Annotated in this window: 15 protein-coding genes; all 15 read left to right on the top strand. The window is 38.3% G+C overall.

Annotation, left to right across the window (positions count from 1 at the left end; all coding sequences use genetic code 11):
* The first annotated feature begins 555 nt into the window (after nucleotides 1–555).
* The 15 genes from QUF07_RS04290 (at nucleotide 556) to QUF07_RS04220 (ending at nucleotide 15,875) form a co-directional block, all read left to right on the top strand.
* Nucleotides 556–1,074 carry a phage terminase small subunit P27 family gene (locus QUF07_RS04290; protein WP_003636406.1) on the top strand — a complete coding sequence of 173 codons (519 nt, stop codon included), beginning with the start codon at nucleotides 556–558 and terminating at the stop codon, nucleotides 1,072–1,074.
* Entirely contained in the window at nucleotides 1,074–2,969 is a 1,896-nt protein-coding gene (locus tag QUF07_RS04285; RefSeq protein WP_289426861.1) for a terminase TerL endonuclease subunit, read from the top strand. Before QUF07_RS04290 ends, QUF07_RS04285 begins: the two co-directional genes overlap by 1 nt.
* A gap of 60 nt (nucleotides 2,970–3,029) precedes the next feature.
* Complete coding sequence (locus tag QUF07_RS04280) at nucleotides 3,030–3,194, top strand: hypothetical protein (RefSeq protein WP_289426860.1); 165 nt, start codon at nucleotides 3,030–3,032, stop codon at nucleotides 3,192–3,194.
* 13 nt (nucleotides 3,195–3,207) lie between these two features.
* Nucleotides 3,208–4,356 (top strand): phage portal protein, encoded by a 1,149-nt coding sequence (locus tag QUF07_RS04275; protein ID WP_084998975.1) that lies wholly within the window; start codon nucleotides 3,208–3,210, stop codon nucleotides 4,354–4,356.
* A complete protein-coding gene (locus QUF07_RS04270; protein WP_289426859.1) occupies nucleotides 4,337–5,038 on the top strand; it encodes a head maturation protease, ClpP-related in 702 nt (233 codons plus the stop codon). The genes QUF07_RS04275 and QUF07_RS04270 overlap by 20 nt, the downstream gene beginning before the upstream one ends.
* Nucleotides 5,039–5,041: 3 nt before the next feature.
* Entirely contained in the window at nucleotides 5,042–6,271 is a 1,230-nt protein-coding gene (locus tag QUF07_RS04265) for a phage major capsid protein (RefSeq protein ID WP_289426858.1), read from the top strand.
* Nucleotides 6,272–6,332: 61 nt separating this feature from the next.
* Nucleotides 6,333–6,626, top strand: a complete 294-nt coding sequence (locus QUF07_RS04260; protein ID WP_502878969.1) for a head-tail connector protein — start codon at nucleotides 6,333–6,335, stop codon at nucleotides 6,624–6,626.
* Nucleotides 6,616–6,978, top strand: a complete 363-nt coding sequence (locus QUF07_RS04255) for a phage head closure protein (protein WP_003636420.1) — start codon at nucleotides 6,616–6,618, stop codon at nucleotides 6,976–6,978. Before QUF07_RS04260 ends, QUF07_RS04255 begins: the two co-directional genes overlap by 11 nt.
* Nucleotides 6,971–7,240, top strand: coding sequence for a hypothetical protein (locus QUF07_RS04250; RefSeq protein WP_289426857.1), 270 nt, complete (start codon nucleotides 6,971–6,973; stop codon nucleotides 7,238–7,240). The genes QUF07_RS04255 and QUF07_RS04250 overlap by 8 nt, the downstream gene beginning before the upstream one ends.
* 127 nt (nucleotides 7,241–7,367) lie before the next feature.
* On the top strand, nucleotides 7,368–7,757 hold the full coding sequence (locus QUF07_RS04245; protein ID WP_289426856.1) for a DUF806 family protein: 390 nt from the start codon (nucleotides 7,368–7,370) through the stop codon (nucleotides 7,755–7,757).
* Nucleotides 7,758–8,381, top strand: a complete 624-nt coding sequence (locus QUF07_RS04240) for a phage tail protein (RefSeq protein ID WP_289426855.1) — start codon at nucleotides 7,758–7,760, stop codon at nucleotides 8,379–8,381.
* A 58-nt stretch (nucleotides 8,382–8,439) separates the two neighbouring features.
* Nucleotides 8,440–8,817, top strand: a complete 378-nt coding sequence (locus QUF07_RS04235) for a phage tail assembly chaperone (protein WP_020282074.1) — start codon at nucleotides 8,440–8,442, stop codon at nucleotides 8,815–8,817.
* A gap of 44 nt (nucleotides 8,818–8,861) precedes the next feature.
* Nucleotides 8,862–9,026 carry a hypothetical protein gene (locus tag QUF07_RS04230; RefSeq protein ID WP_003636432.1) on the top strand — a complete coding sequence of 55 codons (165 nt, stop codon included), beginning with the start codon at nucleotides 8,862–8,864 and terminating at the stop codon, nucleotides 9,024–9,026.
* Nucleotides 9,026–14,614, top strand: a complete 5,589-nt coding sequence (locus tag QUF07_RS04225) for a phage tail tape measure protein (protein WP_289426854.1) — start codon at nucleotides 9,026–9,028, stop codon at nucleotides 14,612–14,614. The genes QUF07_RS04230 and QUF07_RS04225 overlap by 1 nt, the downstream gene beginning before the upstream one ends.
* On the top strand, nucleotides 14,607–15,875 hold the full coding sequence (locus QUF07_RS04220; RefSeq protein WP_289426853.1) for a distal tail protein Dit: 1,269 nt from the start codon (nucleotides 14,607–14,609) through the stop codon (nucleotides 15,873–15,875). The genes QUF07_RS04225 and QUF07_RS04220 overlap by 8 nt, the downstream gene beginning before the upstream one ends.
* The last annotated feature ends 4 nt before the right edge of the window (nucleotides 15,876–15,879 follow it).

The raw sequence follows: 15,879 nt of genomic DNA, 5'->3' as shown, positions 1-15,879 counted from the left end.
TGGTGGGGATCTTCATCAACAAAATTAAAAAAAGATGTCTTTGTGAAACGACAAAGTGTTTTTCAGGTGGTATCATGTAGGTAATCGGAATAAATATTTCTGATGAGGTTTACTTATTAAAAACAATTTTTTCAACCTCCTTTGGGTGATATAGATATAAAGAAAAAATTGTTTAAAGCTTACTGTTTGAATCTTACAAAAAAATATACAATTTAGGTGAATGTTTAAACACCCCCGGGGTGGTGAAAGCCTAGGGGAGCGCACGCCCAGGAGTAGCGCACGTTAAAAGTTGTAAATTCAAAACTTTTTTATGGGCTTACTATAACTGGGTGCACGCAATTTCACAAATTGCTTATATGAATAACCCTACTATAATGACTATGTATATTTCCCTCCTAAAAGTTAATATAATTAGACGTTTTTTCACGATTGTAGGGTGTATACGTTCGAACAGTGTGTTTAATGATTTTTTTTGTGATTCATTAGTCTAAATGAATCAGATTGAAAGAGTCCCTATTGGGGGCTCTTTTTTATTGCTTGGAGGTGAACTAAAAAATGCCAAAACAAATGAAACTAACTACAGACAAGCATGCTCGCAAGGATCAGCGAGTTAGAACTCAAAAACTAATAACGGAAACTTCTGGAATGGATTTGATTCAAAAGAGTTGTCCAAAATATCTGTCAAGTTATGCGCGAGCAATGTGGACGAAACTTGTACCAATTTTGCAAGCATCAGGATATGTTAAACAGGCCGACAAGGGAACAATTGAAGCGTTTTGTATTAACTATCAATTATTGCGGAAAGGCTATGACTCAATTAAAACAGATGGTGTTGTCACCAAAGTTTCTAAAACTGTGGTCAATCAACGAACTGGAGAAACATATGAAGACAACGCAGGCTGGAAACGTAATCCGGCATCACAAATTATTGATTCTGCTACGGCAAAATTAAACAGCTTAGCACACGAATTAGGCTTAACACCATCTGCACGAGCCTCATTACTGCAACTCTCAGATGACAACGATGAGGAACCCAATATCAAAGAGATGTTAAATGGGGGAAGTGAGTTTTAGTGGTACAGGAATTTGATTTTACTCAAAGAAATACTAACTTGGATAAAATATTTCAGCAGCTTGATGGGAAAGGCTACTTTGATGAAATCAAAAGCAAATACCGTGATCCGGCCACTGTTTATTGTTACCGGGTATTAACTGGTCAACAGTTAGCCTGCAAAACAATTAAACTAGCAGCGTTTAGACATTTGAATGATTTAAAGCGATCCACGGAAGGTAATTTTCCGTATTACTATGATTTGGATAAATGCCGAAATATCTGTAACTTCGCACGCATGTGTCCTGATGTTTCTCAAAACAAGCCAATACCACTGATGATTTGGCAACAAGCAATCTTGTGCCTTTCTCAGGGATGGCGAACAAAGGAAGACAAGCAAAAGCGATTTGAGCGATGTATGGTTTCAGTGGCTCGGACTAATGGCAAGTCATATTTATTGAATATCTTGATCCTTTATGCTTACCTGGTCGAGGCTAGTGACCAGTTTAACGCTGATTTGTGTTACTTGGCACCAGTTGATAAGCAGTCTAAGAAGTCTTGGCGTTACATTAAACAGACTTTTAACAGCTTACAAGAAATGCCTGGATTTCGTAAATTAATCAAGGATCAGAATATTGCGATTAATGATGATGTTTTGAAATCTACGAAGACTCAAAACCAGATATTACGAATGACAGCTGGTAGTGCACAATTAGATGCCTTTCATTTCCTCTTTGCCACTGTGGATGAATACGGGGATGAAAACTTTAATTCAGATGTGATTTCTAAGGTCACTTCTGGACAAGTTCAAACCAGTAACCGGCAAACATTTTTTATCAGTACGGCATACAGTAACCCTAAAGTCCCGATGTATAGTGATGTTAGACGACTTACTAAGGTGATGGAAAAAGATTCTAACCGAACGGAAGATTCAACGTTGGCATTAATTTGGCAGCAGGATGACCAAGATGAAGTTGATGATCCAGAAACATGGGTGAAAAGTAATCCATTACTAGATTTACCGGCTAAGCATGATACCCTACTGAAAGGGTTAATTAGTGAACGTGATTCTAAGCTGGAAGACGGCACATTAAATGATTTCATTAACCGTAACCTCAATATGTGGTTGCAGACGGCTAAAGATAAATATTTGAAACTAGAGGATATACAAAAGTCAGTTGTTTCTGATTTCGAAATTGATAATCAAGATTGCTATGTGGGTTTTGATTTATCACATGCTTCAGATGATACAGCTTATAGTTTTGTTTTCCCACATTTGAATGGCGAACAAAAGAAATATTTCATCTTGCAGCATTCATTTGTTCCGTTAGCCCGAGCAGATAATTCCATTATTGTGAAAGAAAAACAAGATGGAATTAATTACTCAAACGCAGAAAAGTTAGGCTTTTGTGATATTTCGCAAAATTCTTATGGCTTAATTGATGAAGATTTTGTTGGGCGCTGGTTCCTGGATTTTGTTAACGATCATCATTTGAGAGTCAAAGCGTTTATTTATGATCCTTATCAAGCTAGCGCAATTACTGATTGGTTGGATAATAATATGCCAGAAGTGCCTTTTATTACTTTAAAGCAAGGGACGGTTAGTTTGAGCTCACCCACAGTATTTTTGAGAAATCAGTTTATTGCGGGAAATATTGAGATGCTGGCTGATCCGATTTTGCAGACCTGCTTGGCTAACGCTGTAACAGTGGCTAATCCATATGGTATTAAAATTGATCGAACGGCGTTGACTTCGAAAATTGATTGTGCCGATGCTACTATCGATGCCGTGTCTCAAGCTCTCTTTTACTTTGAAAATCCCAATCATGGTCTTAAAGAAGATAAAAAGAATCCATTTAATGGAATGAGCAACGAGGAAGTCAACGAATTCTTTACCAGTGATCGTTTTAGCTTTTGATATTTTCAACACTTGTTGGGTGATATATGTAGTGAATAAATTATTAGGGAGGCAGATTAGTTGAATCTGAAACAATGGTGGACAGGTTTAATCACTAACCTGTCTTTTATATTATTTTTATTTGGATTAATTGCATTTGTGGTTGCCGCAAGCCTTATTAATTTTATTGTAGGTTGGGTAGTGGCCGGGATTGCTTTAATCGTTTTAGCCTATGTCATTTCGTGAAAGGAGGCGTTGAATGCTGAACCCCTTTAAAAATTTTATGTCAAAACAAACACAAACAATTAGTACCACCGGGTATTCACCATTTATGTTAAATGGTACATTGTTATCCACTAACACTGTGGATGCAGACGGAGCACTGCAAAACAGTGATATTTATGCGGTGATTAATCGAATTGCAGGTGATGTGGCCAGCTGTGAATTTAAAACAGATCAATATAGCAACATGCTAAATCAGCCCAGCACATTATTGAGTGCTTATAATTTTTGGCAAGCAGTTAGTGCTCAAATGATGTTAACTGGCAACGCCTTTGTTCTAATTCAGCGAAATGGCAATGGAAGTCCAGCAGGGTTGACCTTAATCCCGTTTTACCAGGTCAGCATTACTTTAGATAATCAACAAAATGTTCTTTATTACACAGTTAATTACGGTGATGACCGAGGGCAGGTGACATATTTAGCTGCCGATATTTTACATTTTCGCTTGTTTGTTTCTGGGCAAGTTGCCACTGAACTAGTGGGTAGCAGTCCGCTAAACAGTTTAGCTAAAGAAATTAACATCCAGAACTATAGTAATCAATTGTCACTGAGCAGTTTAAAGAATGCAATTGCGCCTAGTTATACGATTACGGTTCCGGCGGCCAAATTGGAACCGCAGGCTAAGGAAAATATTAGAGAATCGTTTGAAAAACAAAATTCTGGTGCTAATTCTGGTCGACCAATTGTTTTGGATCAATCTGCTCAGCTTGATTCATTACAAATTAATCCAGATATAGCCAAATTATTAAATAATGCAACATTTAGTCAGACTCAGATTGCCAAAGCCTTTTGTGTTCCAGATAGTTATTTAAACGGTCAAGGCGATGAACAATCATCAATTGAGATGATTCGTTCTTTGTATCAAAATAGTTTGAGCTTATACATTCGACCAATTGAATCGGAGTTGTCGTTGAAATTGGGAATTGATATAAAAATGGATATTAATTCGGCTATTGATGTTGATCATCAGCAATTAATTAGTAATATTACTAAATTAAGTACTGGTCAGTCACCAGCATTAACGCCACAACAAGCACAAACAATTCTGAAACAAGCGGGAGTTTTTCCTGATTTGAAAGTTTCAGCAGTGGAAGGAGGTGATGATAATGACAACAGTACCAATTAAAGGTATCGTTTCTAGCGACGATGATGCCGAAGTATATGAATTTTTTGGCTGTTCAACAGTTACTCCTTCCACAGTTAAAGACGCGTTAAGCAATGCAAACGGTCAAAATATTGTTGCCGAAATTAATTCACCGGGTGGCGATGTGTTTGCCGGTTCTGAGATATATACCGCACTTAAGAATTATACCGGTAATGTGGAAGTTGACATTGTTGGATTAGCAGCGAGTGCGGCCAGTGTCATTGCAATGGCTGGTGATACGATTAAAATTTCGCCAACGGCTCAATTAATGATTCATCGGGCTTCCACTGTATCTCAAGGCAATGCAGACAATTTATCCAGCGATTTGCAGGGGTTGAACTCGACTGATCAATCAATTGCAAATGTTTATGTGCAACGAACGGGTTTGGATCCGCAAACAGTCATGCAAATGATGGCCAAGGAAACTTATATCAATGCAAAAGATGCCGTTGAACAAGGATTTGCAGACGAAATTATGTTTGACGATCAACCAGCCAAAGTTACTAATATGCTCTCGCCGGTTATGTTGAGTAATCAGGCAATTAGTAAAATTAAATCATTGTTAGCAAAAGTAAAACAAAAGCCAAAGGAAACTAATAGCCAAACTAGTGACCAATTGCGATCACATAAGTTGGCTATTTTATTTAAGAAAGAAGGAAATTAAATTATGGATTTAAATAAGCTACATGATGCTTGGATCGAAGCGGGTCAAAAAGTAACTGATCTACAAGAAAAGCGCAATCAAATGGCAGTTGAGTTGAATGATTCTCCTGAAAAATATTCGGATGAGGATCTCAATAAGATTGCTGATTCAATTGATAAAGCAAAGAAAGCTCGTGATTTTGCTAAGGGTGCATATGATGATGCTTTAGCAACGGCTAAACTGGCTAAGCCTGGTAAACCAGCTGCAGGTGGTCAAAAAGATGTTACGCCAAAAGACAAGCCTAAGTTTATTAATATTGTCAAGGGAGCCTTAAAGGGCGATCCCAAGTTTTTGAATTTGATGTCTAGTGGACTTGATTCCCACGGAAATGGTGTTGGTTTGACGATTCCAGACGATGTCCAAACAACCATCAATACTTTAAAGCAAACTTTTACGTCGTTGGAGCCTTTAGTAACTGTGGAAGGAGTTAGCGCACCATCTGGTTCACGAGTTATTGAACCACGTCAGTCAGTAACTCCATTTGCTAATTTGGACGATGAAACAGCTCAAATTGGTAATAATGATGAGCCAGCATCTTTCAAACCATTAACTTATAAAATTCATCGCTATGCTGGTATTTCTAGCATTACAAATACTTTGATGAATGATAGTGATGCCAACCTCTTAGCATATTTGGAAAACTGGATTGCTAAGAAAGATGTTATTACTCGAAACAGTGAAATTTTAAAAGCGTTGGCTAAGTTACCAAGCGCACAAAAGACCAAAGTTAATAGTTTTGATGCAATCAAGGATATTTACAACAAGGAACTGGACCCATTAATTTGGAATGAATCTGCCTTTATTACTAACCAATCAGGCTTTGCTGTTCTGGATAAAGTCAAGGATAATAACGGACAATACGTCATTCAACCTAACCCGCTTAATCCATCACAAAAAATGTTGGCTGGTAAGACAATTACAGTTATTGCCGATGCCTTTCTGCCCAATGATGAAAGCAGTTTCCCACTTTACATTGGTGCTTTGACGGAAGCTGTTCGTCTATTCGACCTTCAGCAGATGTCTTTGCTGGCCACCAACATTGGCGCCGGTTCTTTCGAAAATGACTTGACTAAGATTCGGGCAATTGACCGCTTCGATGTCGAATTGTGGGATACCAAATCGGTCATTTATGCACCATTTACTGGGTTGGCAGATTTAACTCCTGCTGCAAAGACTAGTTCAACTGGCAAGTAATTGAAATAAGTCGCCAATGAAATAAACAATACAGTGATGGGCGGCTGTTAGGAGGGATCATGTGACGGTTAATCCGACAGAATTAATGGGTGAGTTGCATATTGACCAAAGTCCGACTGAATTAACGACTGTTACCAATTTGATTAATGAGGCAACTGAGATTGTCAATCATTCAGTTAATTCATCAAGCAAAACCCATTATCAAACCTCACCAATTTACGACTTGGCAATAAAAACTCTAGCAACCCAGTTATATTATGATCGAGGATTATCTAAGGGAATGTCAGCTGGTTTGTTGATGATGCTAGATCATCTTCAAGGAATGATTTCGGGAAGTGATCCGGATGGCACTTAATAAATTTAGTCCGGAGCAGTTTAATCGGCAAGCCCAGTTTGGAACGGCTTTACCAACAATTAATCCTAATACTGGTGCATCAGGAACGCAATTTAAACCACAGTTCGTGTTATGGTGCATGCCTTATACGCGAACTAACACACAGAACGTTTCGCTTTTGGGAACAGATTTTGAAGATACTATTCAAATTGTTATTCGACACAATCCGTTAATTGACAAAGGTCTGCTAGTTCAATATCAAGACCAACTATATCAAATCGTTAATTTGAGTTTAGATGATAGCAATAAAATTGTGACTTATGACATTTTGACTCTACAGATTAATGAGAGGGTTGGTAAAAAACATGGTTAGTATGGCCGAACAATTAGACGATTATTTAGCGAAAATAAAACGATTGGTACCCAACCGGGCGGAAAGAACTATAATCACTAAAGCCGGTGCCGATGTTTTACAAAAGAAATTAGCTGACGAAACTAAACGGCTACATTACAGTAATCGAATTGCTACCGGAAATGATCCTCACTTGGCTGATAGTGTATTAGTTAGTTCGAAAAATATTGATGGTGATGTGGATGGGACAGCGACAGTTGGCTGGGCCAAGAAAAAGCAGTGATTGCTCGCTGGCTAAATGATGGCACTGTTTACATTGTCGGTGATCACTTTGTGGAAAAGACCCGTGAGGAAACTCGTTCTGATATATTAAAATCTGAATATATTAAGTGGAAGGAGCTGGGTCACTAATGGAATTACCAGTTATGACTGTTTATCAGTTAATTCAATCTTTACACTATGGTTGGATTGACCAGCTTTATTCCATGAACATTCCTCCCGGAGCTGATACTTCTGGAAAGCAGACCATTGTCTTGATTACTTCCATTACTGAACCGTTGGGCGGATATCGGAACGATCAATTTAGTAATATGCAAGTTAATATTCAAGTTCAAATATTTTGGAAAAAAGATACACAAGAAAATATTTTTAATGAAGAAGTTGCCCTAATGAATAATTTGGAAAATCAGGATTGGCTGGTTAGCTCACATGAGCCTCACACTGTAGATCCAAACACCGATCAAGTTACGGCAACTTTTTCAGTTACTAAAACAATTATAGTAAAGAAAGAAGGACTTTAAATGTCAACACATGGTATTAAAGATGTCACCTTTGGTTTGGTTGATGCTAATGGTAAATTACTGACTAGCGATGCAGGAGTAGGAACTAATGGTATCTATTTAGTTGATGGCGATGCTAAAGGCGCTACGACGGCCACAGTTTCTGGCTTGGAAGCCGCGGGTACTATCGCCTATGCTAATGATGAAGCAAAACGAGTTTCAAATGGTCAGGCACAACCAGAGGTCGCATTGGAATTCTTGGATATTGATTTTGACGAGTTGCAAAAACTCAAAGGATATATTCATGATTCGGCTAATGGTGGTTGGACACGTCGATTGCCAAAGCCCCATGTAGCAATGTTGTTACATTTTCGTTCATACACGAATATTGATATGTACGAAGGCTTTGCTAATGGTCAACTAATTGAAACTGGTAGTTCTCATGCAACGGATAATAATGCTGAAACTGATGCCAATACGGCGTTAACTTACCAAGCATTAACACCAGCTGACAATAAAATCTTCAACGGAGAACCGTACAAGATTTGGATGTCTCAAGATACTGGATTTGATAAAGCTAAAATGTTGGCCGAAGTCTTTGGTGGTTATTCAGCTACTACCGGCGTTAAAATGCCAGGAAAATAAATTAAGGCGGGGATTGTTCCCCGTATACATAACTAAATAAAATAAAGGAGTTTTGATCATGAAAATTAATATTACTCGATTAGGTTTACGTAAAAAGTCAGCTGAGGTTAAGACTACTGTAGGAGTCGTTGAGAAAGCACAAAATTTACAAATTCAATTGCTAAAATCGGATTCAATTGACTTTACTAATGATGATCCACTAGTAGTTTTAGAAACGCAAAAGAAAATGGTTCAAGGATTAGTGCAATTTATGATTGATATTTTTAAGCTATCCGACAAAGAAGTTGAAAAGATTAAATCCACTTTGGATTTTACGGATTTTCAAAATTTCATGGCCTATGTATTATTCCGGTTTCAAGGTATGAGCGATGAAGATTGGGAGACTGTTACTAAACAACAAACTGAGGAATCAGCAGACCCAAAAGAAAGCAATTAAGATTAGCCAAATTAATTAATGACCTAAGCATATCCCAACAAGATATGCTTTTTTTTAAACAACAAATGATGAAGCAAGGAATCTTACCAGATGAGTTAAACCGACAAGATTACTTTGAATTTATGGCAGTCTTAAATGCTAAAGATAAGAAGAAACAAGTAACAGATCCGGTTGTCGAGTTATTAAATAAACGAAAGGGGACTGACTAATGGCTACTATTAATGATGTAATGAGTACTTCAATTCGCTTGGATGCAGTACAACCAGCACGGTCATTAAAGACTTTAACCAATTACATTAAAGCTAATACCAATGCATGGCGTTCTCAGGAGGTGGCTTTAAAGTCTTCTGGAGATAAACTAGATGCTTTAAAAACTAGGTATCAAGGAATATCAGAAGAAATTAAAGGTTATAACTTAAAAATTGATGAGCTGAAACGTCGACAGTCAGGCCTTGATCAAACAACCAACCAAGGATCAGAAAAATATGCTAAATATGCTAATCAGATTGCTAAAGCGCAAGAGAAGATTGCTGGATTAAATGATCAACAGTCTAAGGCGGAAAAGCAATTTGAATACCTTAATTCAGGACTATCTGGATTACAGCGCAACTATCATAACCTTAATCAGGTAACTAATTCTTATGTGGATGCGCTAAAGGCTCAAGGAAAGATTAACCAGGCTGGTCAAGTAAAGCTTAAAGGCCTTAAGGAAGGATTGAATAGCTTATCTGATCAGTACAGATTACAAAATAGTGAACTCAGTAAAAACTCACAGGCTTATAAACAAGCCCAGTTGGCCTATGAAAAACAACGAGACATTGTTCACCACCTTACCAACGATACCCACAAGAATGCGGACGAATATGTCCAAGAAAAGGAAAAACTTAATCAATTAAAAGGGAGCTTGGATATTGCTAACGAAGCCTTTAACACCCAACAAGTGCGAGTTAACAAAACAGCCACTTCACTAGCCAATGTCCGTTCAGATGTTGTTAAGTACGACTTACAAGTTGGCCACATGAGCGATGCAATGGTGCGATTGGGCGATAAAGCTAACATTGCTAAGAATAAATTTAAAAATTCATTTGGATCAATTAAAGGTAGTTTACTAGGTGCCAGCGTAGCGATGGGGACATTGGGAGCAGCAGCTTTTTCTGGCGCTAAAAAAGCAACTGAACTTCAAAATGTTTATAAAGTAAACCAAAACTTACTGGTTACGGGTGGCGACAAGGCTAAAATTGCTATTAAAACCGTGACAGAAATGCAAAAAGACGGGGCTAAGTACGCTCTTAAATATGGAGTTAGTCAAAAAGAGATTGCTGATCAATACCAGGATTTAATCAAGCGTGGTCATACAGGTGCTGAATCATTAGCGGTTATGAAAACCGAACTGCAAGCCAGTGTGGCTTCTAGTGATGACTTTAAAGATGTGGTTAAAGTATCAAGCCAAGCGATCGAAGCATTTGGCATGAAAACCAATAATACGGCAAAAATGATGCACAACACTAAACGTGTAGTTAATGCATTAGCTTATTCTGCTGACATGACTGCTACTGACTTCCACAGTTTAGGCAAAGGCATGGAATATGTAGGCGATTCAGCTCATAATGCGGGCTTTAGTATTGAGCAAACTTCCGCTGCTTTAGGTGAATTGAGTAACCATGGCTTGGAAGCTGATAAAGCTGGGACAGGTCTGCGAAAAATTATTACTAGTTTAGCATCTCCAACAAATTCAGCTATGGGCGCTTTAAATGAAATTGGAATTAAATCAACTAAAATATTCCAAACTGCCAATGGTAATTTCAAAACGTTGCCTGCAATTTTTAAAATTATTGAGGAACATACTAAAAAACTTGGTGGAGCTGATACAGCACGCATCTTTAAAAATATTTTTGGTCCAACCGGCATGCAAGCAGCTCAAATCTTAGCTAAATATAATGGCCAATTGGTTGATTTAACCAACAATGTTTCTAAAGCAAGCAAAGCTGGGACTTACGTTCAAAGATTAGCTAACAAAAATGCTCAAACTGCCCAAATGTCTCAGAAACGATTTAAGCAAGCCTGGGATCAATTATCAATTATGTTTGGGTCTAAGTTATTGCCGTATATGACAAAAGCGGCTAATCAAATGACCAAGCTTTTTGGTGAAAAAGGCTTTCAGAAAGATATTGGTAAAACGGCTACTTTAACTGCACATGTGGCAGGAGGAATTGCCAATATTGGTATTTTTGCTGTTAAGCATTATGAAGGTGTCAAACATTTCGGTGAAGCATTAGCTGCAATTTGGGCAGTTGGTAAAGTTTATAAATATTTCAAAATATTTAGTGATATTACCTCTGTATTTGGCGGTCAAAAGCTAAAGGTGAACCGATTGACATCAGCATATGATGATCAGACCCTAGCTATTGAACGTAACACTAAGGCTAAAGAAGCTAATGTGGATGCCGGAAATGGTACCAGTGCAATTGATAATGTTGCTGATAACGCTGGTGGCGAAGGTAAGGTTACCGAAGGTGCCGAAAAAGATGGTAAAACGGCCATCCACGATATAGATGATACAAGTAAAGTCACCGAAGATACCGGAAAGATAGGCCGATTCGCTAAATTAGCTGAAAAGTTTAAAGGCGTTAGTAAATTTGGCAAGGTTGCGGCTGGTTCTGTCGGTGTCTTAGATATCTTAAATTCGGCAACTGATTTAATTGGCATGAAAAAGAAGACTGCCGGTTCACACATTGGCGCTGCTACCGGTTCATTAGGTGGTACAGCAGCAGGTGCGGCAATTGGAACAGCTATTTTACCTGGAATTGGCACAGCTGTTGGCGCTGGATTGGGTGGCTTGGTTGGCGAAGGTGTTGGTCGTAAGTTTGGTAAAGCTATTCAAAAAGGACTTTCAGCACAAAGAATCCATACACCTAAATTATCTACTAATTCTTCTTTCAAGAAACTTTCTGGTGAAGCGACAAGCTATTATAAAAACCGTGAAACTCAGGACAAGAAGAACTTACAATTACTTTATAAAAACGGGGATATTACTAAAAAAGAGTACGAAAAACGCCTGCAAATTATTAAAGATGAAGGATCTAAAGCCAACCGATTAACTCTGATGAGTCAAAAGGATCAGCAGGCAATTGCCAAATATTATGCACAATCACGTCAACGATTAACCGAATCGTGGAATAAAAAGATTCTAAAAGCTGAGAATAAATATGGTAAAGGGTCCGTTCAAGTTGAAAAAATGCAGAAGGAAAAGAAAGAAGCACTTGAGAAACAACATCTTAAATTTGCTACTCAAGTGACTGCTAAAGAAGCCGAACTGCACACAACCTTAGCTGGTCAGATTAAATTGTCTACTAACAAGATTGCAAAAGATTACAAAACTCTTACTGAAAAGGGTAAAAAGTATTCTAAAGAAAAAATGATTAAATTGGTGGCAAACGCTGATGAAGAACAAAAGTCTGTCAGCAAAAAAGCTAACGATGAATATCATAGTGTTTATAAAGCGGCTTGGAAGAAATATAAAAATACAGTTAAAGCAGCAGACGAAGAGTATAAGGGAAATAGTTCAGCTGCCAAAGCTCAACGCCAAAAGATTATTGAAGAAGCTCGTAAACAGAGAATTGGTGTAATTAATCACGCCGCTAAGCAAAAGAACGATTCAATCACTAAGGCTAAACAGCAATCTGACAAAGTGTACGATTACGCACATAATCAAAATCGTAAAGTAACGGCTCAGGCTGTTTCTCAGTATGAGAATATTAAGAAAAACAATTCCAAAACTAAATATAATTACAGTCTTTCCTGGCATGGCATTTGGAAGTCAGTTGGTAATTGGATTGGAAAATTAGTTAATGGGATGAATAAGAATGCCATTTCAGCCCAGAATAAGGTCTTTAAACAATACGGTGGTTCACAAACCCTAGATCAGATTCCAACGGTAGCCTGGGCAACAGGTACCGGATTATTGAAAAATGGTTTATTAACCCAACCGGTTTTGGCTAAGCTTAACGATGGCCATGACTCACCAGAAACACATAATAAAGAAATCATTGTCCACGCAGATGGGCAATTAGAACCAGTTGAAGGTAAAGATACTCACCGGTTCCTAGAAGCTGGTTCCGGCGTTTTAAATGCTACAGAGTCTAAGATGTTAATGGCTTTAAATGGCATGCAGCACTTTGCGTCAGGTACCGGTTTATTTGGCGGTATCGGTAAATTTTTTAAAGGCATCTGGGGTTCTTTAAAACAGAAATTGTCGGCACTATCACATATTGCTAAGCATTCAGATACAACTTTCAAACAAGTTTTTCAACCTGACTTTGGCGATATAAAGGGAACGGTTGGAGAGAACTTTGCCAATATGTTTGGTAAACGGGACAAGCAGCAGGGATCAGTTTGGTGGGATACTGCCTGGAACATGTTACATGGTATGGTTTCGGGAGGCGGCGGACAGACTGATTCAGCGTTTTTAAACGAAGCTAAGAAGCTGGCAACTCGTGCCCATCACCGATATTCTGAAGGTTCTAATCTCCGTTTAGGTCCGAATTATTATGATTGTTCTGGCTTGGTTTATGAGACTTTGAAGCACATGGGGATTACGGTTCCAGGTGGATCTACCACAGTCCCAGAGTATAAATACTCAAAGCCCGTATCGTGGAAGAATGCCAAAACTGGTGATTTAGCTTTCTTCGGCCGTGGCGGAAGCCAACACGTTGGCATTGTTGTTGATAATAATGGCTCTGGACATATGTTTAGTGCCGAAAACAGAAAAGATGGAATTAAATATTCTACCATTAAGGGTTTCGGTGATTTTGTTGGGATTCGAAGAGTACCTGGGTTGATTGACAAAGTTAAAAAGTCAACTAAAGCTCATAAACAAAGTTCTGGATTACAAGCACTAGTAAAATCTCAATTAAAAAATTCTGGAGTTTGGAGTTGGGTATCCAAAAACTTAAAACCTCTTTGGAATAAATTGTTTGGAAATCTAAGTAGTTTTGGATTGAGTGGAGACTGGGCAGCTAGAGCTAGAACTTTGGCAAAAGCTCTTAAAAAAGCATATCCAGCAGCTACTGATGCCGGAATTGCAGGCATCTTAGGTAACTGGGAACAAGAATCCGGATTAAGCCCATCAGCTATTGATAGTAAAGATCATGGGACAGGCTTAGGCCAATGGACATTTATTCGTGAAACTAGATTGCGTAATTGGTTAAGGAAGCACGGGTATAAATGGAATTCAGCTGCTGGACAACTTGAATATGCTTTACGTGAACCAGGGGCTTCTGCATCATTTAGATCAGTATTAAGGTCTAATGGTACTCCAAGCGAAGCCGCAAATAAATTCTTTGCAGGTTGGGAATCTGGAGGCCATGAAGATTCTACTGGTCCTAAACGTGAATCCAATGCACGCGCTATTTATAAAGCTATTAAGGGCTATGCGAATGGTGGCTTAGTTGATCAAGAACAGTTAATTAAAGTAGCCGAACGTAATAAACCGGAGACCATCATTCCGTGGGATATTAATAAACGGGGACGAGCCTATGAATTATTAGCCGATACTATGGCTCATTTTAAGCAAACAGATCAGCATACCGACCAATCAAGTAATTCAAATGGTCAGGCTGTCAAAAGACTTGAAGCAAAGTTTGATACAATGATTAAACTTATGAGTCAATTGGTCGATGGCCAAAACAATCCGATTCCGGCAGTAGTGACTGACAAGCAAGTTGTTCAGGCAGTCAATAAGCATAACAAACGAACAACGGCTAAGAATAATTGGGGAAGAGGTGTAACCTTTGGCTAATAACGATAATTATGATGTAAACACATTTGATTTTGCGTTTGATGAAGATGGAAATGGTGGTTTTAATTCACAAGATGATTTAGGAATCTTTTTGAATCATGTATCGAAACCGTTAGCACCTAGCATTACTGAGTCGTTTCAAGATGTTCCTAAACGTTATGGTGGTGTTTACTTAGGAACAGACTACGGTGAAAAGGAATTTGACATTCCAATTACTTGTTTCTGTACCACTCGTGATGAATATAACGAACGCATTAAAACGTTGACTAATGTTTTAGTTAATACCAGTAGTGATGCGGATACTGAATATCCGCTGAGGTTTAATGACGATCCAGATGTAACTTATTATGGACACTTTACGAGCATTCCAACACCGACGTTTATTAATGAAGGTGTCCAGGACTTTCAAACTACGTTAGTCTTCATGTTGGCGGATCCACGTGGATTTCTACCACAAAAAGAAATAAAAATTACAGATAATGATCAACAAATTATTCCTGAAGGAAATACGGAAGTTGATCCAATTATTCATATTATTCCGAAAACCGATCTTTATTATGTGGGTTATGAAACAAATGATGATTATGTAGCGGTTGGATATAACGTTGATGATGGTGATACGGCTACGGATAGTGATGGTAACATTACAGTCATGGGACAATCCCAAACCCAACAGGTTGACGACCCATGTAACTCATTAGCAACGTGGATTCAATGTGGCGAGGATACACAAGCTTTTCCAATTTATAAGGGTGAGTTAGATGGAAAATCGGCAGCCACTGGTACTTCAATTATGGTGGCTAAAGATAAAGATGATCATTACGAATGGGGATCTCGTGGGAAACACAAGAATTTTTACGGACCAGCGGTTATGCATAATGGTCTACCGAAAATTACTCCCTATTGGAAAGTTTCGGTACGCTTACATCATGTTAAACGAATGAAAAATGAGCGGGCGATGGGAAAAATCGAAGCTTATTTGTTGGACAATAACGGTAATGTTTGTGGAAGAATGGGCATTGAAGATTATTCGATGGGCCGTTATCCACGGGCGTTTATTCAATTAGGTAATAATTTTGATAGTAGTAACTCTGATAGTTATTTGACATTGCTATTTGATGAAGGTAATGGTCAGCAGAAGCATAACGGCAAACCAAAGCCTGTTAAAGTTGCCTACACCAAAACGGTCACCGTTAAGAAGAAGACAGCCAAAAAGAAGAAGACAGCCGTTAAGAAAAAGACGGCTAAAAAGAAGAAGTGATAAA

It is taken from the genome of Lentilactobacillus sp. TOM.63 (assembly GCF_030361045.1).
Taxonomy (GTDB): domain Bacteria; phylum Bacillota; class Bacilli; order Lactobacillales; family Lactobacillaceae; genus Lentilactobacillus; species Lentilactobacillus dabitei.
This window is presented reverse-complemented; position numbering and strand designations above follow the sequence as displayed.

What these genes read in the sequence shown, in the direction of transcription:
- QUF07_RS04290 (WP_003636406.1), top strand. Translation starts at nt 556, where the DNA reads ATGCCAAAACAAATGAAACTAACTACAGACAAGCATGCTCGCAAGGAT.
- QUF07_RS04275 (WP_084998975.1), top strand. Translation starts at nt 3,208, where the DNA reads ATGCTGAACCCCTTTAAAAATTTTATGTCAAAACAAACACAAACAATT.
- QUF07_RS04270 (WP_289426859.1), top strand. Translation starts at nt 4,337, where the DNA reads ATGACAACAGTACCAATTAAAGGTATCGTTTCTAGCGACGATGATGCC.
- QUF07_RS04265 (WP_289426858.1), top strand. Translation starts at nt 5,042, where the DNA reads ATGGATTTAAATAAGCTACATGATGCTTGGATCGAAGCGGGTCAAAAA.
- QUF07_RS04255 (WP_003636420.1), top strand. Translation starts at nt 6,616, where the DNA reads ATGGCACTTAATAAATTTAGTCCGGAGCAGTTTAATCGGCAAGCCCAG.
- QUF07_RS04250 (WP_289426857.1), top strand. Translation starts at nt 6,971, where the DNA reads ATGGTTAGTATGGCCGAACAATTAGACGATTATTTAGCGAAAATAAAA.
- QUF07_RS04245 (WP_289426856.1), top strand. Translation starts at nt 7,368, where the DNA reads ATGGAATTACCAGTTATGACTGTTTATCAGTTAATTCAATCTTTACAC.
- QUF07_RS04240 (WP_289426855.1), top strand. Translation starts at nt 7,758, where the DNA reads ATGTCAACACATGGTATTAAAGATGTCACCTTTGGTTTGGTTGATGCT.
- QUF07_RS04235 (WP_020282074.1), top strand. Translation starts at nt 8,440, where the DNA reads ATGAAAATTAATATTACTCGATTAGGTTTACGTAAAAAGTCAGCTGAG.
- QUF07_RS04230 (WP_003636432.1), top strand. Translation starts at nt 8,862, where the DNA reads ATGCTTTTTTTTAAACAACAAATGATGAAGCAAGGAATCTTACCAGAT.
- QUF07_RS04225 (WP_289426854.1), top strand. Translation starts at nt 9,026, where the DNA reads ATGGCTACTATTAATGATGTAATGAGTACTTCAATTCGCTTGGATGCA.